Genomic DNA, 24146 nt, shown 5'->3' on the forward strand with positions numbered 1-24146 from the left:
TAAATAGGGCCATATCGAATCCTAATTTGAAGAGAATTCATCAAGCAGCCGAGAGCTCATAGTCGCCTCAACAGGCAACTAAGCAGCGACGAAAGATCGATCGACCTCCCTCTCCTCCGTAGCAACGGACACTCATGACGATCATTCAGGTCCTTCCTGCGCCTCGCATTCGACTCCCTGGTGGAGGCCCTGTTGTCACGTGACAACTCGACAATCCACTCACAACGCATACGGTGTTGAGCGGCAAGGTGTTGTCTGCGAGCTTCTCGCCCATTGATAGTGATCCGCTTGTATCCCGCGTTCCGGATAACAGTTGCAGCGCCACGGAGCGATTGTCACGTGACAACTCCGCTCGATGCCAAGTAATCGCTCCTCGCAACAGTGGTGTGTCGGACACTGAAATGGTGTTATCTCGACTGACACCACGATCGAATCAAGAGTCTCGTACTGCAACATTCAACGTCGACCACGCCCATATGCTGGCGACTTGTCACGTGACAACTGCACTTATCGTCAGGACTCAAGAAATCAATTAATCGGAGTCAGGGCGAGTTTCATCGGACACCAGGGCATGGCCCGACGAGCGGCCTCTACGAGTCAACGTCATCATTGACACTTAAGACGTTCAAATTTTCCTTCAGTCGTTGGCAATTCTTCTTGATCTCGGCCTGTAATTTTATTTTTACTCACCTGTTGGCCGTGATTGATTCATTGGCCATTCGGTCCACTTGTCACGTAACAACCACATCCGTCATCAATATGTGCATCTCATCGAACGCTTTTCTGGACATTTCGATAACATCTGCATATATTACGAAAAACTCCGTGGAGGAATTTAATGGCTTTCAAGATCGCCGTCAGTAATCAAAAAGGTGGTACTGGAAAGACAACCATCTCCGTCAATATCGCGGCTGCGTTCGAGGCGGGCGGCAACAAGGTCGCATTGATCGATGCCGACCCTCAAGGAACTTCCGTCCGCTGGGTGACGAGCGGCGAGAACACGTTGCCGATGACGGTCCTTTCGCTGGCGCCCGCTGGTCGTGGCATCGGCGGCGAGATCAAGAAGCAGGACGCGAACTTCGACGTCATCGTCGTCGACTGTCCGGGCAACCTCGAAGATCCGCGCATCGCGTCCGTGCTCGAGGTGGCCGACTTCTGCCTCGTGCCGCTCTCGCCGTCGCCAGCGGACCTGTACAGCACCGTTGCGATGATTCGCATGATCGAGTCGATGCGGGCCGTTCGTAACCCGAGTCTTTCTTCCGCATTGATGCTGAATAGTGTCAATGGAAAAACTAAAATGCGTGAAGAAATTTTAAAAATTCTAAGAGCTGAAGAAATAGGGGAGCATCTGCTCGACAGCCAGATCGCGCAACGCGAGGTCTACCGTCAGACGTTCGCCCTCGGCACCACGATCCATCATCACAATCGGTACCTGAAGGGTTTGAAAGAAGCGCGCGCGGAGATCGAAAGGCTGGTCACGGAAATGGCCCAATACATCGCGTCGACGCGAGCTACCGGAGCCGCCCATGGCTAAGGACACATCGAAAGACAAAAAGCCGACCGGCAACCTGCATCTCGCAGCCGGCCTGTTGCGCGGACTCGCGCAGGAAAATGCCGCACTGGAAACCCGGTTGCCCGAACCGCCGGCCACGCCGGGCGTCACCATGGAAGCGGCACCCGCCGCGCCCCCGGCCGCGGCCACGCCCGGCGGTACTCCGGATCTTGGCGCGCCGCAGAAGGTCCTGGTCAAGGATTGCATCCCGAACCCGTTCAATCCGCGCGTGTTCTATTCGGAGTCGAGCCTGCACGAGCTCGCGCTGACGTTGAAACGGGAAGGGCAGATCGAACCGATCAAGGTCACGCGGCTCCCCGAGTTTCCCGGCAAGCTCGTCGTGATCGACGGGCAACGCCGGCTGCGCGCGACGAGCATCAACGGCGACGAAACCATCAACGCCACGTTCCGCACGGACCACACGCCCGAGCAGCTCTATACGATCGCGTATCGGGCGAACCACGACCACGAGCGGCAGACGATCTTCGACGATGCGGTCGCGTGGAAGCGTCTCCTCGACGAGAAGGTCTTTCCCGACCAGAACACGCTGGCGGAGAAAATCGGCAAGGACAAGGCATCGATCAGCAAGACGCTGTCGCTCAACGCACTGCCCAACACGCTCCTGGAACGGATGGCCAGCGCGAACGACGTGGTCGGTCTGCAGGCCGCGTACTTCCTGAAGCTGATCTTCGAGCGTCTGGGCGAACCGACGGCCGACCGGCTGCTGACGGCCGTCATCGACCGGAAAAAATCGGTCCGCGATCTCGAGAATTTCCTGCGTGCGCAGAGCGACGACAACAAGAAAGCCGGGCGCACGCGTTACAGCGTCCGTCACGACTTCGCGCTCGAATCGCGAGCGATCGGCCAGTTGAAGACCTACCCCGACGGCCGCCTGGATCTGCAGCTCAAGGGCGTCGACGCGTCCCACCAGGAAGCACTCGCCGACAAGCTCAAGACCGTCATCGATGCCTACGTGGCCGAGCTCGCGGCAGTCGCACAAAAGTAACGCGCCCAAAGCAGAAGGCCTCGCCTCCGCGTTGCGCCGCTAAGCCGGACGACGAAGTCCGGCACACGACGCACACCCGGCTGCGAGGCCTCGTTCAGTTGCCTGCGAGACTGCTCTTGAGCAGGAATTCCAGCAGGTCGTCCGACGTCGGCTCGCCCCAGGTATCCAGCGCCAGCCATCGGAAGAAGCTGGTCTGCGCGAGCTTGCTCGCCTTCTTCTTCGGCGACAGCGTCAGGTCCTTCGAGCCGGCCACCGTCTCGTTGTAACGCTCGATCAGCTTGGTCTGGTCGTCGATCTCCAGCTCGCGGAAATACGCGCCGGCTTCCTCGACCTTCGCCGCCAGATATTTGTCGCGGATCTGCTCCTGCTTGCTCTGCGCGGATTCCTTCGCCGGCGCGGCCGCCTCCGTGCCCTGCCCGTCGGCCAGCGTGTAGCCGTGCGTCAGCGCCTTGCGGAAATACGCGGCCACGTTGTCGACCGGCGCCGCATTCTTCTTCGTTGTCCGATTGAGCGTATAGGCAATCGCCGCCTTGATCCGCTGCACGCCGTATTGCGTGATCAGACGGCGGGCTTCCGAACGCGGAATGCCGAACTTGGCGACTTCCTCGACGAGCGCTTCGTTCTTGACGTCGCCGTCTTCGACCGTATCGGTGCTCTGCTTGCGTGTCACCTTGAACTGAACAGCTTCCACGCTGCGGCCCGACTTGTGCTCGATCAGCTCGAGCGTGTGATCCGATACTTCGTTCACCTCCTGAATGCACGGCACCAGGACCTTGCTCTTGAACAGCTTGTATTCCTTGTAGGACTGAGACGCCTTGTCCTGGCCGAGAATGAGGTCACGAAATTTCGGCAGCGGGATCTTCGCGGTGATGCCGATCCCTTCATAGCGCACCGTGTTTTCCCACAGCGCGAGCGAGTGCGACCGCCGGAACTCGCGGGCGATCCGCATATCGATCAGCGCGTAGATTTCGGGATTGAGCAGTTCGCTGCGAATCTGATCGGAGAAGCTGTACTTCAGCACCGATTGCTCGAGCTCCGCACCCGCAAGCAGGCCCGACGCCTTCCAGACCGTCGAACGGTCCGCGGCCAGGTAGTCCCAGTTGACGACGGTACTGATCAGCGAATTGACCGTGTCCTTCACGTACTTCGTGTTGTTGCTGTTCAGACCGCTCTCATGCGAAAGCGAGGCGAGCGAAATCGAGAAGCTCGTCCTACCCGGCTCGAACGCCTCCTGCCGAAGCGCGTTCTTGATCAGCGAACTGAACATCTTGCGCTGCTGCAGGCCGATCTTTCCCGACTTGGGCGCGATGTGAATCGCCTGGACCGCCTTGCGCAGCAAGTCGGGAGGCTCTGGTGTCTGAAACAGCGAAACCTGCTTGTCTGAGCCTTTGCTTGCGGGCTTGCGCGGCATCGTGATGTCCGGATAAGGTGACCTTGTTGATGGTGGACTTTATACCTCTTCACGCGGCGGAGCAACGCCCTTGCTCCTGCATCACTTACACTATCTCGGCTAACCTTCAGATATAAAAGGGAAATCTCAAATCAATCTATTTGCAGTGAGCCCCATATCCATCTACCTTTGGACCGAAACGTTTCCCACAAGCCGCTACCTTTCATCTCCCGGAACCGAAACCCGGCACGAGATTTGCCCTCGGGAAGGTACCCATCCATGGGGAGCAAACGAGCGAAATCGGGATCGTCGGCCGGATTCGTGGTGCCCTGCAGCACAGCCCCGTTTTTCTCCCATAACTTGCTACCCATATCAAATCCCATAGACAGGTACCTGTCGACGAGCATCGGCTTTGTCGTGTGCCGTTCTTCCCGTCTTGACTCTCCCATAAACGGCAACCATCCGGTTTCCCCATAAAAGGTTACCTGTCCATGGTAACGAACCTGTCTGTGGGAGCACGACACGACACGTCCCGACGAAACGCGACCGATCGGCCCCAACACGGTCCCATAGAAGGTTACCTTTGAGACAACCCATAAACGGCTACCCGACGAAAATCGCTGTGCACTCAAGCACTTAAGGATCGACAAAGATGTCCCATAAAAGGCTACCTGCATGTGTTCCCATAGACAGCTACCCAATGCGTTTCCGGGTTGATTTCCCATAACCGGGTACGTTCTCCCCATATCCACAACCCTCATTCCCCACAACACGGTACCCAAAACCCCAAATCCACAGACCTGAAACCCCAAACCCTTCCACCTGTGCTCCCATAAATGGGTACCGAACACCCCTCAAACCCTTATGGAATAAGGCTGTGAGCCGTCTAAAAGTAGTTAAAGAAGTAAACGTGGTTTACCAAAGATGTAAACACACGTGCGTTCGCACAGAAAGACGGCCCCCATAAACCGCTACCCATGAGATCCGTCCTTCGTACCTCAAGCGCGGGAATGCTTCGTTTCCATCCCTTCGACCACTACCTGGCGCCCCGTTTCAGGCACGTTCCAGGCCCGACAAGGCCTTTCGGAGATGTGAGCACCTACTCACAAACCCCGAAACGTAGAAACTTATGGGAGAAAAACGGGGGAAAGTGCCCTTTCTCGCGTACAGGTTCCCGTCTATGGGACCCGAAAACTGGCGTCGTGCGCGCCTTCGGTTCCGGTGATCGGCCCGCAAAACGGATCGGCGACTGAAAACGCGAATATCCCGGGTTGCACTCGCTGCAGTTCGAAATCGTCCCGCACAGCGCCGGCGTGGTTTTTTTACCTTCTTGCGTCGCGGTCTGTGGACAAGTTTTTGCCGATCGGTCGCCGGCGCTTCTCCACAAATTCAACCTGTGGACTGTGCACAGAAGAAAACAGTCTGCGTCAGTCCGCCACCCTGTGAGCTTCCAACTTTCTACCTTTGGATTCACCGACAAACAAGACTGTGCCTCCCGGATCACGAGAAGAGGTCGGCGCGGCTACCAACAGAGAACATCGTGTGCACCCCGGTATCTGCAGGCACCGTCGGCTCCTGGGCCGATCTGGCGATTGTCGAGAGCCAACGTGAAGATACCGGCCACGGTGAGGCTCACCGTAATCAAATCCGGGCAAGCATCCCGAACATTCTCACCTTCCGATATTCCCGACTCCCGTAAAACCTCACCGATACGGCAGACTCACAGGAATATCCAAGCTGTGCAGACCTGACGGCAGTGCGGATGCCGATCTGTCGATTCGATCAAATGAAAAGCCTGTGGCGTCCGGGGGCGTCGTCAGGTGTGTTTGCAAGCGGGTTCGCGTGAACCGGCACGTCGTGTCAAGACCTCAACACCAACGCAATGGTCGCCTCGCAGGCATCGCCGATTCGTGGGGTCTCCCCGGCAAACGTCTCGTGAGGTGATTCCGGTCAACGTCCTCACCGCGCGTCCGCCATCGCTCCTTTTCGTCATACATGCCGGTGCCCCAGCTCACCATGCCGCCTGCCGACCACATCGTGCGGCGATCGATCGCCCGAACGGTCAACGCGCCTGCAGCGCGCCAATGCAATTGCCGTGATCGCCGAACGAACCGAATCGTGGTCGTTTATGGGAAGAACCGCCGCTCGAGCCGCGTCGGATGACAACATGGCCCACAGATAGACGGTTGCTGCGGTGATCGAACGTCGTGCGATGAAGCTCACGTCGAGCATGAGCGTGTCGGCGACACCATCCATGAAACAGCGATCGGTGTCCCACATCGCCTCGCATCGCATCGCACCGCACGACCCGTCCTCTTCACTGGAGCACGCGGTACCTCGAACGTTTCAACCTTCTGCAACAGCGCGATCCTCACACACCCCGAATCGCGATACGCCGTCTCCGCTCTGCGGGAAGACGGTAGCGCACCGTCCGCGTTTTCTCCCATACGTGTATCCCTAAAACGGACTGCACGATGGCGCCACATTCTTTGCAACGCGGTTATGATGCACAGGTCCCGATCGCGGCAGGATCGCCGGTCAGGGCAGGGGCGGTATCTCGATGGTCTTTTCAATCCGTGATAAATCAGAAAAGAGAGTTCAGCGATGCGAATCCAGATCAGAAAACTTACGCTGGCTGCTACTGCGGCCGCTTTCCTGTTCGGCTCGGCAGTTCCTGCGTTCGCGCAGACCGACGCCAGCGCGCCCGCTGCACAGGACGCCAAGGCTGCGAAGAGCGAAGCACGCAAGGCGGCCAGGGCCAAACGCAAAGCCGAACACAAGGCTGCTCGCGCGAAGAACAACGCCGAACTGAAGAAACTCGAAGACGCCGGTTACAAGCCGGCGGCTAATGATCCGAACTATCCGCAGAACCTGCAGAATGCGGAGAAGAAGGCCAACGCCGGCGCAAGCCAGTAAGCGTCGTCCAGGCGGCGGGCCGCAGTCACGCGGGGCACGTCGAAAGCAGCATGCTTCACCCGAGCGATAACGAATACGGGTTGCCCGTTCGAGTCATTTGATTCGCAATCCTGCATTTAAATGAAATGCACACGCGACCTTCACGCCGGCGCGGTCAGTGCCGTTCGCCCGATGCCGTTGCGTTCCCCGTTACCTTCAGCCAGTCCTTGAACGCGCGCACGGCGTCGTCGTTCGCGCGCGCGGATGCCACGTACGTGAAGTAGCGCCACGGCGGCAGCGCCGGCTCGCTGAACGGCTGCACGAGCCGGCCTTCGGCGATGTCGTCCGCGACGAGGGCGATCGGTCCCATCGCGACGCCGAGCCCGTCGAGCGCGCCTTGCAGCGTCAGGTAGAAATGCTCGAGCGTGAGCGAGTGCCGGGGGACGAGATTCGCGTGCCCGGCTGCCGCGAGCCACTCGGGCCACATGCCGGGATAGGTTGCCGCGTGCAGCAGCGTGAAGCCGGCGAGATCGGCGGGCGTATGCAACGGCCTGCGCTCAAGCAGCTTCGGCGCGCACACGGGCAGCCGGACTTCGGACAGGAATTCCTCGGCGACGTAACCGTCGATGGCCTGCGGGCCGCCACGGACGATCAGGTCGACCTTGTCGCGCAGCTTTTCGATCGACTCGTTCGACGTCGACAGCCGCACCTCGATGGTCGGGTGGGCTACCTGGAACGACGACAGCTTCGGCACGAGCCAGCGCAACGAAAACGTCGCGGGTGCGCTGACGCGCAGCACGCGCTGCTGCGCGTGGCTGAAATGCTGCGCGGTGGCGAGTGCGATCCGGTCGAACGATGCACCGACTTCCGCGAGATAGGCGCGGCCGGCGTCGGTCAATTCGACCCGCCGGTTGTGGCGCTCGAAAAGCGGCCGCCCGAGCCACGCCTCCAGTTGCTGCACGTGCCGGCTGATCGCGCCGTGCGTCACGCACAGCTCGTCGGCGGCAAGCGTGAAACTGCCGAGCCGCGCGGCTGCTTCGAATGCGCGCAGCGAATTCAACGGAGGGAGTCGTCGGGCCATTGCGTCGTTTCGTGTGAGATTTACTCACGCGATTTCTCAGATTTAATCGTTTGATCGGGCGATCCAGCTCCGCCAATATGGCACACAAACGTCCGGCTTAGCCGAACGAGTGTCTGAATTTCTCACATGGAGTGCGGAGCATGCCGAACGTGGTGGTGGTGGGGGCCCAATGGGGCGACGAGGGCAAGGGGCGTGTCGTGGACTGGCTGGCGGCACAGGCCGATCTCGTTGCACGCTACAACGGCGGCCACAACGCGGGCCATACGCTGGTCGTCGGCGGCAAGACGTACAAGCTCGCGCTGCTGCCGAGCGGTGTCGTGCGCGGCAAGCGCGGCGTGATCGGCAACGGCGTGGCGCTCGATCCGGAGGCGCTGCTCGCGGAGATCGGGCGGATGGCCGAACTCGGGCTGTCGGTGACGCCGGACAATCTGTCGATCGCCGAGAACGCGACGCTGGTGTTGCCGATTCACCGCGCGCTCGACGAGGCCCAGGAGCGTCTGCGCCGCGAACCGATCGGCACTACGCTGCGCGGGATCGGGCCGGCCTACGAGGACAAGGTCGGGCGCCGCGGGCTGCGCGTCGGCGACCTCGCTGAACCCGGCCGGCTCGCCGACAAGCTCGACGTGCTCGTCGACCATCACAACGCGTGGTTCCGCGGCCTGGGGCTCGAAGCATGCTCGCGCGACGCAATGCTGGCGACGCTGGTCGACCTCGCGCCGAAGATCCTGCCGTTCGTGCGCCCGGTCTGGGCCGACCTGAACGACGCGACCGATCGCGGCGAGCGCATCCTGTTCGAGGGCTCCCAGGCCGTGATGCTGGACATCGACTGGGGTACCTATCCGTTCGTGACGTCGTCGGGCACCGTGGCGTCGGCGGCGGCGGCCGGCACGGGCCTCGGCGCGTCGAAGCTCGGCCACGTGCTGGGCGTGACCAAGGCGTATGCGACGCGCGTCGGCGGCGGGCCGTTCCTGACCGAGCTGACCGATGCAACCGGCGAAACGCTGCGCGCGCGCGGGCAGGAATTCGGCGTCAACACGGGCCGGCCGCGACGCTGCGGATGGCTCGATGCCGCGCAATTGCGTCAGGCCGTCAGGATTTCGGGCATCGATTCGCTGGCGCTGACCAAGCTCGACGTGCTCGACGGCTTCGAGTCGATCGCGCTGTGCGTCGGCTATGAACTCGATGGCGCGCGAGTCGACCATCTGCCCGCGAGCCTTGATGCGCAGTCGCGCGCAAAACCCGTGTACGAGCAGTTCGACGGCTGGAGCGGCACCGTGAAGGGCGTGCGCGAGCGCGCGGCGCTGCCGCGCGCCGCGCAGGATTTCATTGCGCGCGTCGAGGCGGTCGCGGGGGCACCGGTATCGATGATCACGACGGGTGCGGAGCGCGACGACACGATCGTGGTGCGCAATCCGTTCGACGTGGCGGCGGCCGGTTAATACGTCGTTGGGCATGACGAGTGGTCGCCAGGTCGTTTTTGCCGACCCGATGCCGTTGGCGTACCGGCCCGTTCGTGTGTGCAGGCCCCCCGGTCCGGATGCTGCGTACAGGGTTGCCTGGCGACACGATTCGGCGTCCGGATCACGTCGTGTACGGCGAACTGGACACGCCTGCAGTGCTGCTGTACTGTTCCGCACAATTCGCGCCAGACCGGCCTGCGCCGGAGCCGCCGGCATCATCGCCGCACGGCGGCGCGACGTGATCTCAATCCCCGGGGACAGGTCGATGGACACGTTACAGATGATGCGCATTTTCGTCCGGGTCGCGGAGGAGGGCAGCTTCACGAGCGCGGCCCAGCGCCTGGACATCACGACGGCCTACGCATCGCGCTCGGTCGCGCAACTCGAAACGCATCTGCGTACGCGCCTGCTCAACCGCAGCACGCGCCGCATCGCGCTGACCGACGCCGGGCAGCGCTATCTCGACCGCTGCCAGCGCATCCTCGGCTATATCGACGAAGCGGAAGCCGAGGCGGCGGATGCGCAGGCGAAGCCGTCCGGCCGGCTGCACGTTCACGCGACGACGAGTTTCGGCCAGGCCTACGTGGTGCCCGCGGTCGTGCGCTACCGGCAGCGCTATCCGTCGGTTGCGGTCGAGCTGACGCTGTCGCAGCACGTGCCCGACATCATCGACGAAGGCTACGACGTATCGCTGCAGTTGAGCGCGACGGAGCTGCCCGATTCAGGGCTCGTGTCGCAGCGGCTCGGCGAGGTACACAGCGTGCTGTGCGCGTCGCCTGCATACCTGAAGGAGCGCGGCACGCCGCGCACGGTTCGCGACCTCGAGGGGCATGCGTGCCTGCAGATCGTCACATCCGTGTTTCCGCGCGACCGCTGGCATCTCGACGGCCCGGACGGCCACGAGACGTTCGACCTGCCGTTGCCGGATTTCCAGGTGAATATCGCCGATGCGCTGGGTGCCGCACTGCGCGCCGGCCTCGGGATCGGCTCGTTGCCGATGTCGTCCGCATTGCCCGCGCTCGCGAGCGGTGCGCTCGTGCGTGTGCTGCCCGACTACCGGTTGCAGACGCTGACGGTCTACACGCTGTACGCGTCACGTCAGTATCTCGATGCGAAGATCCGCACGTTCGTCGATTTCCTGCGCGAGTGCGTGCCCGAAATGCTGGCCGCCGACGAGGCTGCGCTGAACGCATCCTGTCGATCCTGAGTCAGGCACCGCCGGCGTGCGAGCGCCGCGCATCGCGTTTTCGAATCAAATAATCTGTAGTCCTGCCATTCAGGCTCGCATCGAAGAAGCATCCGGGATCGGTTCCTCAAACCGGCGCGCCCTTATGAAAACGCTTGCTTTCGATATCGAACATCGTTGGTTCGACGCGCGGCGCCAACCTTCTAGAATCGGTTCGACGTGCTTCATCGCATGGGTGCGGCGGTTTCCGCTGCACGAAGCCGAGCCCTCCTCATCGAACACGAAACGACATGGCAGACCAACCATCCAGAATCCGCCGCCGCCTCCTTCATGCCGGCCTGGCGATCGCGGCGGGCGCCGCCGTGCAACCGGGAATCGCGCTGGCGAGCGCGTCCGGCACGCGCACGTTGCGCATCGGCTATCAGAAAGGGCCGCTCAGCCTGCTGAAGGCGCGCGGCACGCTGCAGGGCAAGCTCGCGACACTCGGCGTGAACGTCACGTGGACCGAGTTTCCGTCGGGGCCGCCGCAGCTCGAGGCACTCAATGCGGGATCGATCGACTTCGGCGATGTCGGCGAAGCGCCGCCGATCTTCGCGCTCGCGGCCGGCGCGCCGCTCGTCTATTACGCCCAGACGCCGGCCGGCCCCGCGGCCGAGGCCGTGGTCGTCGCGAAGGACTCGCCGGTCAGGACTTTCGCCGACCTGCGCGGCAAGCGCATCGCGCTGGTGAAGGGATCGAACACGCACTTCCTGCTGGTGCGGCTGTTGCAGGCCGCGAAGCTCAACTATGCGGACGTCTCGCCGGTCTGGCTGTCGCCGTCCGATGCGCGTGCCGCGTTCGAGAACCGCTCGGTCGATGCGTGGATCATCTGGGACCCGTTTCTCGCGGTGGTCCAGCAGGCGTTCGGCGCACGCATCGTCGCGGACGGTACGGGGCTCGTCGAGAATCGCGGCTACTACTTCGCGTCGCGTACGTATGCGCAGCATAATGCCGACGTGCTGGACGTAGCCGTGTCGGAGCTGACGGCAGTCCAGCGATGGCTCGATGCGAACCGCGCGCAGGGCGCGGCCGAATTCTCGAAACTCTGGGGGATTCCTGAGCCGGCCGTGGCGCTCGCGTTCCGCCGCGCGCGCTTCGGTGTCGAGCCCGTCACGCGCGATACGCTCGCGTATCAGCAGCGCATCGCGGACGTGTTCTATCAGGCCGGCGTCCTACCGAAACGCGTCGACGTCAGCCTCGCTGCGCCGCCTGCGCTCGCGTGACGGCGCCGGCCCGAGATTCGCTCAACGGCGGAACGGCAGTGCGACGTCGTCCGGAATCGGGCACACGTACGGCTTGCCGCCGCGTCGCTCGAGCAGTTCAGCCTTGGCTCGCGCGAGCGTGTCGGGTGCGCCGAGCAGGTCGATCGTGGTCGCGGCCATCGTTTTCGCCGCAAGCAGCATGCCTTTGTGCGCGAGCGGCGTCTTGCCTTGCGCGACCCACTGCCACGAGTGCGGCGGCGTGCCGAATGCGTAGCAGCTCGTGTGGCATTGCGCGGTCGGCGTGACCCAGCTCACGTCGCCGACGTCCGTCGAACCGCAGATCGGGCGGCCCTTGCCCGGCTCGTACGGATCGATTCCGTCGAACAGCGCCTTCGGATCGCTCCACGCCTGGTTCAACGAACGCGACGATGTTTCGATATCCTGAGCAGTCAGCGTCTGGCGCTGGTACGCGTCGGCGAGCGCCGCGTCGTCCGCGTCGTAACCGGCGGTGCCGATCGCCTGCAGATGGCCGTACATGACCTGGTTCAGCACCGCATTTTCCAGCAGGTTCGAGCACGCCTTGTCGAACACGATCTCGAGCCGGCAATCGGTCATCAGCGCCGCGCCGCGCGCGACGTTCTTCACGCGCTCGAACAGTTCGGCGGCCTGGTCGTTGCGTGCCGCGCGCACGAGGTACAGCACTTCCGCATTCGCCTGCACGACGTTCGGCGACAGGCCGCCCGTGTTCGTCACCGCGTAGTGCACGCGCGCTTCGGGCAGCATGTGCTCGCGCAGGTAGTTGACGCCCACGTTCATCAGCTCGACCGCATCCAGCGCGCTGCGGCCGAGATGCGGCGACGCGGCGGCGTGCGACGCCTTGCCGGTGAAGCGGAAGTACGCCTGGATGTTCGCGAGCGAGCCGGCCGGGAAAATGCCCGTGTACACGTGCGGGTGCCACGACAGCGCGGCGTCGAGATCGTCGAATACGCCCGCGCGCGCCATGAAGGTCTTGCCGGAGCCGCCTTCCTCGGCAGGGCACCCGTAGAAGCGTACGGTGCCGGGCTGGCCCGTGCGCTCGAGATGCACCTTCACCGCGGCCGCGGCAAGATGCGCGGCCGTGCCGAGCAGGTGGTGGCCGCAGCCGTGGCCGTTGCCGTTCGAGATCTCGCCCGACGGCTGGCACGTGAGTGCGCCGGCTTCCTGGCTGAGCCCGGACAGCGCATCGTATTCGCCGAGGATGCCGATCACGGGGCCGCCGTGGCCGGCTTCGGCGACGAACGCGGTCGGGATGTCGGCCACGCCGCGCGTCACGCGAAAGCCGGCTTGTTCCAGCATCCGGATGTGCAGGTCGGTCGACGCGAATTCCTCGTAGCGCAGTTCGGCGAGATTCCAGATCCGGTCGGACAGCTCGGTGAATTGCGCACGCTGGCTGTCGATGAAATCGAGGGCGGGTGAAGTCATGAATTGCTCCTGTGAAGAGGCTGGCGCGGTCAGAATTTCTGCCGGAGGCCAAGGGCGAAGACGGTGCTGCTCATGCCGGGTGCGGACATCGGCGCGGAGCCGAACGACAGCGCCGACTGTCCGGTGTTCCTGAAGCCGCCGAGCCGCGCGTACACGCCGGTGAGCTTCGAGAACTGATAGTCGTAGCCGAGCAACGCGCCGAGCGCGTGGCTCGTCTGGCCGGCGATCGTGCGATAGGCGAGATCGGCGCGCAGCGCATGCGGGCCGCTTTGCCAGATGGCGCCCAGCGAGTAGACCTGCGCGACGAGCGTGCCGGGCGCGGTGGGGCGCATCAGCGTGTATGCGAACGATGCGAGCGTCGGGCCGAACGCATAGGACGCGCTGGCCATCACCGAGTCGGTGCGCGGGCCGTCGGGGGCGCCGCCCGGCGTCGACGACGTGGCGGCCCAGATCGCGTTGTACGCGCCGCTCAGGATCACCGGGCCGCGCGCGAAATTGACGACGGTTCCCGCGGTGCTCGCGATCGGGCTCGCGCCCGCCGCGTTGCGGAACGCATAGAGCACGGTGACGTCGAGCCCGCCGTAGGTCGGCGTCTTGTAGCTGATCGCGTTCTCGATGCGGCCGGGCAGCGTCGCGGCGCCGCGCCCGAGGTCGCTGCCGATCAGCGCGGTGCTCGCGAACGGCGACAACTGGCCGACGAGGTAGAACGGGTCGGCCGCTTCGGGGACGATCGCCGGATACTGTTTGCCCAGTTTGATCGTCCCCCAGTCCGCCGAGCCGATCGCAACGTTCGCTTCGCGGTTGTAGAACGACGCCGCGCTTTGCGGGCGGCCTGACATCAGGTCGAAGCCGCTTTCGAGGCGGAAGCTCGCGCGCAGGCCGCCGCCGAGATCCTCGCTGCCGATGAAGCCGAAGCGCGACGTCGATGCGCCGCCGCTCATCAGGCCGACGCTCGTCTGGCTGCCGATGCGCGCGTATTGCAGGAAGCTGTCGAGCGCGCCGTAGATCTGTACGCCGGCGCGGGCCGGTGCGGCCCACATGCAGGTTGCCGCGCAGCACGCGGCCATCAGGGTTGAATTGCGCACGTTTGTCTCGTGGTGTCGCGATCGTCGGCGCGCGAATCGCAGGCGTGCAACCGCCCGCCCGCGCACGCGTCGACGTCGCGGATTCTGTCGGCCTGCCGAAGCAGGCTTGATCGGATGCAGGGTGGCGGAGCCGGTGCCGGACAGGCGGGCCGGGAGGCGCCGGGAATGAAGCGGCGCGCCGTTCAGCGGCCGTCGTCGTGCGAGCCGGCCGGGCGTTCGCGGAAGCGCCACAGCGCGAGCATGCTGACGGCGCCGCACGCCAGCACGTACCACGCGGGCGACATCGGGTCGCCGGTGCGATGCAGCAGCCACGTGACGTTGAATTGCGCGAAGCCGCCGAAGATCGTCACGCCGAAGCTGTAGATCGTCGCGAGCGCGGTGGCGCGCACGCGCGGCGGGAACGCTTCCATGATGAGCAGCAGGAACGCGGAACTGCCCGCGGTGGCGAAGGCCATCACGACGGCGACGATCGCGACCATCAGCCCGACCGACGGCGCGGCGATCAGCAGCCGGAACGCGGGATACACGCACGCGAGCGACAGCAGCCACGTCACGGCGATCAGCGGTTTGCGGCGCGGCAGGCGATCGATGATCCACAACCCCGACACGAGGGCGGCGACGATCATCGCGAACCCCGATGCGCAGCCGGCGAGCAGCGACGTCGCCATCGGCAGGTGGAGCGTGCGCACCGCGTAGGCGGGCATGTAGAACACGAAGATGTACAGCGTCGACGTGCCGCCGATGATCATCAGCGTGCCGAGCACGACACGGCCGAAGTAGCGCGTGAAGACTTCGCGAACCGCGCTGCCGCCTGCGTCCTGCGCCGGCACGTGCGTTTCGTCGAGATGCCGGCGGATGTAGAAGCCGACCGGCCCGAGCAGCAGGCCGAACAGGAACGGCACGCGCCAGCCCCAGCTTTCGAGCGCGTCGGCAGACAGCACGGCCGACAGCAGCGCGCCGCTGAGCGCGCCGAACAGCGCCGCGGCGCCCTGGCTGATCATTTGCCAGCTCACCATGAAGCCGCGGCCGGACAGCGGACCGGATTCCATCAGGAAGGTTGTCGACGCACCGATTTCGCCGCCGGCCGACAGGCCTTGCAGCAGGCGGCCGATCACCACCAGCACGGGCGCGACGATGCCGATGCGCGTGTAGGACGGCGTCAGCGCGATCAGCGCCGTGCCCGCGATCATCAGCTGGATCGTCAGCGTCAGCGCGGCGCGCCGGCCCGCGCGATCGGCGTAGTTGCCGATCAGCACGCCGCCGAGCGGGCGCATCACGAACCCGACGCCGAACGTCGCCATCGCGAGCAGCAGCGGGCCGGCGCCTGAATCGACGGGAAAGAACGTCTTGCCGATCAACGCGGCGAAGTAGCTGAACACGGTGAAGTCGAACATCTCGAGCGCGTTGCCGGCCGAGGTGGCGATGATCGTCCGGGTCTGCGCCGAGCGGCGGCGCGGGGCTGGCGGCGCGTCGACGAGCGGCGTGGCGGCGTCTTGCATCGGGGATGTCTCCATGGATATCGGTATCGTGAGCGCCGCGCGGATCGTCAGGCATCCTGCGAGAGCTGGGCGCATGTTAAGACCGGTGAAAACATCGCGATACGCGCAAATTTTTATCCTGATAACATCCGTTTATCCCCTGATGTCCGACTGCTGCTCCCTTCCATTCGTCGCATGAAACTTCACCAGCTCCGCGCGCTCGTGGCCGTCGCCCGCTCGGGCAGCATCCATGAAGCCGCACGCACCTTGCACCTGACACAGCCGGCCGTCACGCGCTCGCTGCGCGATCTCGAGGACGAACTCGGGCTGATGCTGGTCGCGCGCAGCTCGTCGGGCGTCACGCTGACCGACGCGGGGCACGCGATGCTGCGGCGGGCCGAGCTGGTCGTCAACGAGGTCGCACGCACCGAGGAGGAGATGGCGCAACTGCGCGAGAACCGGCAGGGCCGGCTCGCGATCGGGATGACGCCGCTGGCGGGTATCACGGTGCTCCCGGCTGCGTACAACCGCTTTCGCCGCGCGATGCCCGACGTGCAGCTCGAATTCGTCGAGGGCAGCCCGTCGCAACTCGTCGAGCAGTTGAAGAATGGCGCGCTCGACTTTGCCCTGGGGCAGGCGCGGATGCGCAGGACTTCACGTCCGTGCGCTGCGAGCATCTCGACACGTTTCCGATGTGGTTCGCGGTGAGCAGCAAGGGCAAGCTTGCCGGCGCGACGTCGCTCGCCGACCTGCAGGACGCGGAGTGGCTGCATACGGGGCCATCTGCGGAGTTCCGCGCGTTTCTCGGCGAGCTGTTCGGGCAGGCGGGTTTGCCGGTGCCGCGACGCGTGACGCGCTGTGCGTCGCAAACGCTGTTTTATGCGCTGGCCGCCAACAGCGACGTGGTGACGGCCTGGACGCAACTCGCACTGCGCGGCGACGCATCCGACACGCTGAAGACGCTCGACCTCGTCGGGCAGCCGCCCGCGCGCAACCTGTATCTGCTGTTCCGCGACAGCGCGGTGCTCACGTCGTCGGCCGAATACTTCGTACGCTGTATCGGCGAAGCCTTGCAGGCCGAGCGTGAGGATGCGGGCCGGACGAAACGCGGCGCGCGTAAGGCAGGCCGCGCGTAAGGCAGGCGGTCTAAGGTGCGACGCGGGACAGCGGCACCGCTTCGCCGCGCAGCTTCGCGACGTCGCGCCCCGGCGCCTCGCCGAAGAGCCGCGCGTATTCGCGGCTGAACTGCGACGCGCTCACATAGCCGACGCTGCGGCTCGCCTGCCGCGCATCCATCGCCGACAGGCACATCAGGCGGCGCGCCTCCTGCAGCCGCAATACCTTCTGGCATTGCAACGGGCTCATCGACGTGACCGCACGAAAGTGGTGATGGAACGTCGACGGGCTCATGTCCACCTGTCGCGCGAGCGAATCGACCGTCATCGGGTCGAGATAGTGATCGCGAATCCACGCGACGGCACGCGAGATGCGCTGCGTCGTCGAATCGGCCTGGCCGACCTGTGCGACGCACGCGCCCGACGGGCCGCGCAGCAGGCGAATGAGGATTTCGTCGACGATCAGCGGCGCGAGCAGGTCGAGGTCGTCGGGTTGCGCGATCAGCTGCATCAGCCGCGCGACGGCATCGACGATTTCCGGTGGCGCATCGTGCGTGTCGACCGCGCTGCAGTCGATGGCCTTCGGCAGCCCGCGCGGAAACACGCGCGGCGTGAGCGCCGCGATGCGGGCCGGGTCGAGTTCGAGTTGCACGGAAAGAAACGGCTCGGCCGGGTTCGCGTGCGTCACGCGGCCGGTGACGGGCAGGTCGGCCGTCGCGACCAGCATCCGCGATTCGTCGATGACGTAGGTGTTGTCGCCGATTCGCATCGACTTCGCGCCTTGCCCGACGACGCTCACGCACGCGTGGTGCACGCCGTGGTTCCAGTGCGTCGGCGACGCGGATGCGCGCACGACGCGCATGCCATGCACCGGAAGCTCGAACACGCCATCGTGCGGCGCGTAAGCGGCGATCAGCGCCGCGAGCCGGGCCGTGGACGACCGGTCAGGCGGCCGAGGGGCGTGGCCGGGCAGGGTGCGCTGTTGCGGCGGCGTTCGGGCATCGATTTCCATGTTGCGTGAGCGGATGGCGAAGTGGTCGGTGCAGCGTGCGCGGCGGCGATTTCATGATTCCCGGTGCGGGGTGCCGGCACGGCGGTCACATCGTACGGCGAGTCGCGTGCGCGGGATTGCCTAAACCTGTCGGAAATTAGCCCGATCATCCGGACCTGAGCGGCAAACGGTGGCATCGCGTGTCGTTGCCTGGTGTGCAGCGCACAAATTCGGAAATTAAGGCAAAACAATCGCAGGATCAGGCAAGCCATTTTCCGGCGGTTTTCATACCATTGCACCTGCTGAAAGAAACGTATTCCGGCGCGCCCGGGTGATGCGCAGATGAACGCCGCGTCGCTCGCGGGTACAGCCGGTGTTGCCGCCCGTTCGGCCGCCGCGCACCGCTGGAAAAGACTCAGGACTGCTATTGGAATGATCGAGCATCGGGCCAGCCGAGGCCGGCTTGCGCCCGTTGCATGCCGGCACGCACCTGTTGCGGGCGTGCCGACCGACCCGGCGTGACCGGCGTCGATGCCGCCGCATCGGCCGGACCGATGCCGGCCGACCGCGATGTCGCGGCCGGTGCGTGCGCACAGGCAGTCGTTCGCGCAGGGGAATCCGGACTAATGGACCAACTTCAATCGATTCGGGCATTCGTGACGGTGGCAAGGGAAGGCGGTTTTCGCCGGGCGGCGACTCGGCTGCGCGTGTCGACGGCGATGGCGAGCCGGCTGGTCGATGCGCTCGAGACGCGTCTCGGCGCGCGCCTGCTGCAGCGCAGCACCTGCCACCAGTCGCTGACGGAAATCGGCGAGCTGTATCTCGCGCGCGTCGAGCGGATTCTCGGTGCGATCGACGAGATCGACGGTTGTTTCGTCGCAATGGGCAGCAAGCCGGAAGGCGAGTTGCGCGTTGCCGCGCCGGTCGCATTCGGGCTCAGCCAGTTGAGCGTGTTGCTCGATCGCTTCGTGCACCGGTTCCCGGACGTGCGGCCGACCGTGACGCTGACCGATGCCCATGTGGATCTGACATCCGAAGACATCGACGTTGCGTTCCTGACCGACGGGATGCCGGTTTCCGGTGCGCACGCGCTGCATACGCTGGCTGCTTACGAATCCGTGCGCGTTGCCGCACCGGAATACGTTGCCGCGCAGGGTGGCCCCGCCGCCTCGGGCGACTGGCCGGACATCGCGGCCGTGCGGCTCGATCTGCCGGCGGGTGGTGACGAATATGCGGCGGGGCTGCGACCCGACGCGGCGCCCGGCAATGCGGGCGTCGGCCATCTCGAGATGGCGCGGCGGCTGGCCGTGGCCGGCATGGGTGCGACGGTGCTGCCTGCGTATCTCGTCGACGCCGACCTGGCGGCCGGCACGCTGGTTCGCGTCGCGCCGGTCGGTCCGCTCGCGCCCGTCACGCTGAAGCTCGCGCACGCGCGTGCCGCGCATCTGCCGGCCGCCGCACGGGCGTTCGTCGAATTCGTCGGCGCGGCGTTCCGGCCCGCGAGCTAGCACCCCGGCGTGTTGTCGCGACAACGCGAGCCCGCGCGAGCCGCGGGCGCGCCGTTCATTTTTTTACGGAAGCAGTTCGGCAAACGAACGCTCCGCAGGGCGCAGTGCACGCCCGACACACGCGCCCGCATCCGCGGCGGAAAGCAAGCGTCAGCATTCCGCCCGCGCACGCAGGCCATGAGGAGATCTGGTGATTCCCATTGAAGGTCGTCTATTTGTGAGAGGTCGCTCCATGCGCGTCGAACGGGTTCCATACCGCTTAATCACTGCTGCAACGGCTGCCGTTTTCCTGGCCGCGTGCGGAAAAAAAGAATCGGCGCCGCCGCCGCAAACGCCGGAAGTCGGCATCGTCACGGTGCAGCCGCAGGCCGTGCCGGCAGTGACTGAACTGCCGGGCCGTACCAGCGCGTTCCTCGTCGCGCAGGTGCGTGCGCGCGTCGACGGCATCGTGCTGCGCCGTGAATTCACCGAAGGCACCGACGTCAAGGCCGGCCAGCGCCTCTACAAGATCGATCCGGCGCCGTACGTCGCCGCACTGAACAGCGCGAAGGCGACGCTCGCAAGGGCGCAGGCGAACCTCGCCACGCAGAACGCGCTGGTCGCTCGCTACAAGGTGCTGGTGGCCGCGAACGCGGTCAGCAAGCAGGACTACGACAACGCGGTGGCCACGCAAGGCCAGGCCGCGGCAGACGTCGCGGCCGGCAAGGCAGCGGTCGATACCGCGCAGATCAACCTCGGCTACACCGATGTCGTATCGCCGGTTTCGGGCCGCGTCGGCATCTCGCAAGTGACGCCGGGCGCGTACGTGCAGGCGAGCCAGGCGACGCTGATGTCGACGGTGCAGCAGCTCGACCCCGTGTACGTGGACCTCACGCAGTCGAGCCTCGAAGGCCTGAAGCTGCGCCAGGACGTGCAGAGCGGCCGTCTGAAGACGACCGGCCCGGGCGCGGCGAAGGTGTCGCTGATCCTCGAAGACGGCAAGACCTACGCGGAGCCGGGCAAGCTGCAGTTCTCGGACGTGACGGTCGACCAGGCCACCGGCTCGGTGACGATCCGCGCCATCTTCCCGAATCCGGGCAAGGTGCTGCTGCCGGGGATGTTCGTGCGCGCACGGATCGAGGAAGGCGTGAACGAGAACGCGTTCCTGGTGCCGCAGATCGGCGTCACGCACGACCAGAAGGGCCAGGCGATCGCACTGATCGTGAGCGCGGCCGACAAGGTCGAGTCGCGCCCGTTGACGACGGCCGGCACGTACGGTCAGGACTGGATCGTCGAAGGCGGTCTGGAAGCGGGCGACCGCGTGATCGTCCACGGCGTCGACAAGGTGCGCCCGGGCGCGACCGTGAAGACCGTCGCGGCACAGCTCGCGCCGGCGCAGGACGCGGCGTCCGGTGCGCCGGCAAGCGCTGCGAGCGCGTCCGGCGCCGCACCCGCGAGTACCGCCGCCAATGCTGCTGCGAGTTCGGCCGCCGCGTCGGCCGCGCAATAACAGGGAGTCCGTTTCATGGCCAAGTTCTTTATCGATCGCCCGATCTTCGCGTGGGTGATCGCGATCGTGCTGATGCTGGCCGGCATCGCATCGATCTTCAAGATGCCGATTGCGCAGTATCCGACGATCGCACCGCCGACGATCCAGATCCAGGCGAACTATCCGGGCGCTTCCGCGAAGACGGTGGAAGACACGGTGACGCAGGTGATCGAGCAGCAGATGAGCGGTCTCGACAACTTCCTGTACATGTCGTCGACGAGCGACGATTCGGGCAACGCGACGATCACGCTGACCTTCTCGCCGGGCACGAATCCGGACGTCGCGCAGGTGCAGGTGCAGAACAAGCTGTCGCTCGCGACGCCGAACCTGCCGCAGGTCGTGCAGCAGCTCGGCATGCAGGTCACGAAGTCGAGCAGCAACTGGCTGATGTGGTTCGCGTTCAACTCCGAAGACGGCAGCATGTCGAAGGAGGATCTGACGAACTACGTCGCGTCGCACGTGCTCGATCCGCTCAGCCGCGTGAACGGCGTCGGCCAGACGCTGCTGCTCGGCTCGCAGTTCTCGATGCGGATCTGGCTCGACCCGATCAAGCTGACCAACTACAGCCTCACGCCGACCGACGTGTCGGCCGCGATCGCGCAGCAGAACGTGCAGATCGCGGGCGGCCAGATCGGCGGCACGCCGGCGAAGCCGGGCACCATGCTGCAGGCGACGATCACCGAATCGACGCTGCTGCGCACGCCCGAACAGTTCGGCAACATCCTGCTGAAGGTCAACCAGGACGGCTCGCAGGTTCGCCTTAAGGACGTCGGCCGCGCGGCGCTGGGTTCGGAGAACTACACGTTCGACACGAAGTACATGGGGCAGCCGACGGCCGGCCTCGGCATCCAGCTCGCAACCGGCGCGAACGCGCTCGCGACGGCAACCGCGCTGCGGGCCAAGATCGACGAGCTGTCGAAGTACTTCCCGCACGGTCTCGTCGTCCACTACCCGTACGACACGACGCCGTTCGTGCGCCTGTCGATCGAGGAAGTGGTCAAGACGCTGCTCGAAGGTATCGTGCTCGTGTTCCTCGTGATGTACCTGTTCCTGCAGAACCTGCGGGCGACGATCATCCCGACGATCGCGGTGCCGGTCGTGCTGCTCGGCACGTTCGCGATCATGGGCCTCGCCGGGTTCTCGATCAATACGCTGTCGATGTTCGGCCTCGTGCTCGCGATCGGCCTGCTGGTCGACGATGCGATCGTGGTGGTGGAGAACGTCGAGCGCGTGATGGCGGAAGAGGGCTTGTCGCCGAAGGAGGCGACCAAGAAGGCGATGAGTCAGATCACCGGCGCGCTCGTCGGGGTGGCGCTCGTGCTGTCGGCGGTGTTCGTGCCGGTCGCGTTCTCGGGCGGGTCGGTCGGCGCGATCTATCGCCAGTTCTCGCTGACGATCGTGTCGGCGATGGTGCTGTCGGTGCTCGTTGCGCTGATCCTGACGCCAGCGCTGTGCGCGACGATCCTGAAGCCGATTCCGCAAGGGCATCACGAAGAGAAGAAGGGCTTCTTCGGCTGGTTCAACCGGACCTTCGACCGCAGCCGCGATCGCTACACGGGCGGCGTGAATCACGTGATCCGGCGCTCGGGCCGCTGGCTCGTGATCTACCTGGCCGTCCTCGTCGCGGTCGGCGTGATGTTCGTGCGCCTGCCGAAGTCGTTCCTGCCCGACGAGGACCAGGGCTACATGTTCATGATCGTGCAGACGCCGTCGGGTTCGACACAGGAAACGACCGGCAAGACGCTCGACGACATCAACACGTACCTGACCACCACGGAGAAGGATGTCGTCGATTCGGTGTTCACGGTCAACGGCTTCAGCTTCGCGGGCCGCGGCCAGAACGCGGGCCTCGTGTTCGTGAAGCTCAAACCGTACGCGCATCGCCAGCGTTCGGAGCAGAAGGTGCAGGCGCTGATCGGCCGGACCTTCGCGCACTACTCGCAGTACAAGGACGCGATGGTGATTCCGTTCAACCCGCCGTCGATTCCTGAACTCGGTACGGCCGCCGGCTTCGACTTCGAGCTGACGGACAACGCCGGTCTCGGTCACGAAGTGTTGATGGCTGCACGCGGCCAGTTGCTCGGGATGGCGGCGAAGGACCCTGCGCTGGCGCTCGTGCGCCCGAACGGCCTGAACGACACGCCGCAGTACAAGGTCGATATCGACCGCGAGAAGGCGAATGCGCTCGGCGTGACGGCCGCCGCGATCGACCAGACGTTCTCGATCGCATGGGCGTCGCAGTACGTGAACAACTTCCTCGATACCGACGGCCGGATCAAGAAGGTGTACGTGCAGTCGGATGCGCCGTTCCGGATGACGCCGGAAGACATGAACATCTGGTACGTGCGTAACAGCACGGGCGGGATGGTGCCGTTCAGTGCATTCTCGACCGGCCACTGGAGTTACGGTTCGCCGAAGCTCGAACGCTACAACGGCGTGTCGTCGATCGAGATCCAGGGGCAGGCCGCGGTGGGCAAGTCGACGGGCCAGGCGATGACCGCGATGGAAGCGCTCGCGAGCAAGTTGCCGGAAGGCATCGGTTACTCGTGGACGGGCCTGTCGTTCCAGGAAATCCAGTCCGGTTCGCAGGCGCCGCTCCTGTACGCGATTTCGATCCTCGTCGTGTTCCTGTGTCTTGCGGCGTTGTATGAAAGCTGGTCGATCCCGTTCTCGGTGATCATGGTCGTGCCGCTCGGCGTGGTCGGCGCGCTGCTCGCGACGATGCTGCGCGGCCTCGAGAACGACGTGTTCTTCCAGGTCGGCCTGCTCACGACCGTGGGCTTGTCCGCGAAGAACGCGATCCTGATCGTCGAGTTCGCACGCGAGTTGCAGGCGAAGGAGAACATGGGGCCGGTGCGCGCGGCGATCGAGGCGGCGCGCCTGCGATTGCGGCCGATCCTGATGACGTCGCTCGCATTCATGCTTGGCGTGTTGCCGCTCGCGATCAGCAACGGCGCGGGTTCGGCAAGCCAGCACGCGATCGGCACGGGCGTGATCGGCGGGATGATCACGGCGACGTTCCTCGCGATCTTCATGATCCCGATGTTCTTCGTGCGGGTTCGCGCGATCTTCAGCGGCGAGACGGAAAACGTCGACGACGCATGGCGTCTGGTACAGGGCGACCTGCACCGCGGCCACGACGACGCACACGATTCGAAGGGGCAGTAAC

Annotated in this window: 18 protein-coding genes; 11 read left to right on the forward strand and 7 right to left on the reverse strand. The window is 64.7% G+C overall.

Annotation, left to right across the window (positions count from 1 at the left end; translation table 11 throughout):
* Positions 1 to 838 precede the first annotated feature (838 nt).
* Entirely contained in the window at positions 839 to 1534 is a 696-nt protein-coding gene (locus BBJ41_RS34455; RefSeq protein WP_069750801.1) for a ParA family protein, read from the forward strand.
* Positions 1527 to 2558: a ParB/RepB/Spo0J family partition protein gene (locus BBJ41_RS34460; RefSeq protein ID WP_069750802.1), complete on the forward strand. Its 1032-nt coding sequence runs from the start codon at positions 1527 to 1529 to the stop codon at positions 2556 to 2558. The genes BBJ41_RS34455 and BBJ41_RS34460 overlap by 8 nt, the downstream gene beginning before the upstream one ends.
* A gap of 94 nt (positions 2559 to 2652) precedes the next feature.
* Here BBJ41_RS34460 and BBJ41_RS34465 read toward each other — a convergent pair whose 3' ends face one another.
* Complete coding sequence (locus BBJ41_RS34465) at positions 2653 to 3969, reverse strand: replication initiation protein (RefSeq protein WP_069750803.1); 1317 nt, start codon at positions 3967 to 3969, stop codon at positions 2653 to 2655.
* Positions 3970 to 5937: 1968 nt separating this feature from the next.
* Positions 5938 to 6228 carry a hypothetical protein gene (locus BBJ41_RS40870; RefSeq protein WP_156814968.1) on the reverse strand — a complete coding sequence of 97 codons (291 nt, stop codon included), beginning with the start codon at positions 6226 to 6228 and terminating at the stop codon, positions 5938 to 5940.
* Between the two features lie 324 nt (positions 6229 to 6552).
* Here BBJ41_RS40870 and BBJ41_RS34475 point away from each other — a divergent pair, with 324 nt between their 5' ends.
* Entirely contained in the window at positions 6553 to 6864 is a 312-nt protein-coding gene (locus BBJ41_RS34475; protein ID WP_069750805.1) for a hypothetical protein, read from the forward strand.
* Between the two features lie 154 nt (positions 6865 to 7018).
* Here the strand turns inward: BBJ41_RS34475 and gcvA are convergent, their stop codons facing one another.
* Entirely contained in the window at positions 7019 to 7924 is a 906-nt protein-coding gene (gene gcvA / locus BBJ41_RS34480; RefSeq protein ID WP_069750806.1) for a transcriptional regulator GcvA, read from the reverse strand.
* Positions 7925 to 8064: 140 nt separating this feature from the next.
* Here gcvA and BBJ41_RS34485 point away from each other — a divergent pair, with 140 nt between their 5' ends.
* The 3 genes from BBJ41_RS34485 (at position 8065) to BBJ41_RS34495 (ending at position 11832) form a co-directional block, all read left to right on the forward strand.
* Entirely contained in the window at positions 8065 to 9363 is a 1299-nt protein-coding gene (locus BBJ41_RS34485; RefSeq protein WP_069750807.1) for an adenylosuccinate synthase, read from the forward strand.
* Positions 9364 to 9649: 286 nt separating this feature from the next.
* On the forward strand, positions 9650 to 10591 hold the full coding sequence (locus BBJ41_RS34490) for a LysR family transcriptional regulator (RefSeq protein WP_069750808.1): 942 nt from the start codon (positions 9650 to 9652) through the stop codon (positions 10589 to 10591).
* 269 nt (positions 10592 to 10860) lie between these two features.
* Positions 10861 to 11832: an aliphatic sulfonate ABC transporter substrate-binding protein gene (locus tag BBJ41_RS34495; protein ID WP_069750809.1), complete on the forward strand. Its 972-nt coding sequence runs from the start codon at positions 10861 to 10863 to the stop codon at positions 11830 to 11832.
* A gap of 21 nt (positions 11833 to 11853) precedes the next feature.
* Here the strand turns inward: BBJ41_RS34495 and BBJ41_RS34500 are convergent, their stop codons facing one another.
* The 3 genes from BBJ41_RS34500 to BBJ41_RS34510 form a co-directional block, all read right to left on the reverse strand.
* Positions 11854 to 13272 (reverse strand): M20 family metallopeptidase, encoded by a 1419-nt coding sequence (locus BBJ41_RS34500; protein WP_069750810.1) that lies wholly within the window; start codon positions 13270 to 13272, stop codon positions 11854 to 11856.
* 29 nt (positions 13273 to 13301) lie between these two features.
* Positions 13302 to 14357 carry a porin gene (locus BBJ41_RS34505; RefSeq protein ID WP_156814969.1) on the reverse strand — a complete coding sequence of 352 codons (1056 nt, stop codon included), beginning with the start codon at positions 14355 to 14357 and terminating at the stop codon, positions 13302 to 13304.
* A 182-nt stretch (positions 14358 to 14539) separates the two neighbouring features.
* The gene (locus BBJ41_RS34510) at positions 14540 to 15871 is read right to left on the reverse strand and encodes an MFS transporter (RefSeq protein WP_069750812.1); all 1332 of its coding nucleotides are present in this window, start codon (positions 15869 to 15871) and stop codon (positions 14540 to 14542) included.
* A 159-nt stretch (positions 15872 to 16030) separates the two neighbouring features.
* On the opposite strand from BBJ41_RS34510, the gene BBJ41_RS41875 reads away from it, so the two are divergent.
* The gene (locus BBJ41_RS41875; RefSeq protein WP_069750813.1) at positions 16031 to 16543 is read left to right on the forward strand and encodes a LysR family transcriptional regulator; all 513 of its coding nucleotides are present in this window, start codon (positions 16031 to 16033) and stop codon (positions 16541 to 16543) included.
* On the forward strand, positions 16528 to 16971 hold the full coding sequence (locus tag BBJ41_RS41880) for a LysR substrate-binding domain-containing protein (RefSeq protein ID WP_069750814.1): 444 nt from the start codon (positions 16528 to 16530) through the stop codon (positions 16969 to 16971). The genes BBJ41_RS41875 and BBJ41_RS41880 overlap by 16 nt, the downstream gene beginning before the upstream one ends.
* Before the next feature lie 10 nt (positions 16972 to 16981).
* Here BBJ41_RS41880 and BBJ41_RS34525 read toward each other — a convergent pair whose 3' ends face one another.
* Positions 16982 to 17962: an AraC family transcriptional regulator gene (locus tag BBJ41_RS34525; RefSeq protein WP_069750815.1), complete on the reverse strand. Its 981-nt coding sequence runs from the start codon at positions 17960 to 17962 to the stop codon at positions 16982 to 16984.
* Between the two features lie 605 nt (positions 17963 to 18567).
* Here BBJ41_RS34525 and BBJ41_RS34530 point away from each other — a divergent pair.
* From BBJ41_RS34530 to BBJ41_RS34540, 3 genes are all read left to right on the forward strand, one after another.
* On the forward strand, positions 18568 to 19449 hold the full coding sequence (locus BBJ41_RS34530; RefSeq protein WP_069750816.1) for a LysR family transcriptional regulator: 882 nt from the start codon (positions 18568 to 18570) through the stop codon (positions 19447 to 19449).
* 232 nt (positions 19450 to 19681) lie between these two features.
* On the forward strand, positions 19682 to 20938 hold the full coding sequence (locus BBJ41_RS34535) for an efflux RND transporter periplasmic adaptor subunit (protein WP_069750817.1): 1257 nt from the start codon (positions 19682 to 19684) through the stop codon (positions 20936 to 20938).
* Positions 20939 to 20953: 15 nt separating this feature from the next.
* The gene (locus BBJ41_RS34540) at positions 20954 to 24145 is read left to right on the forward strand and encodes an efflux RND transporter permease subunit (protein WP_069750818.1); all 3192 of its coding nucleotides are present in this window, start codon (positions 20954 to 20956) and stop codon (positions 24143 to 24145) included.
* Position 24146: the final 1 nt, after the last annotated feature.

Origin of the sequence: Burkholderia stabilis (assembly GCF_001742165.1) — a bacterium.
In the GTDB taxonomy this organism is placed as follows: Bacteria; Pseudomonadota; Gammaproteobacteria; order Burkholderiales; family Burkholderiaceae; genus Burkholderia; species Burkholderia stabilis.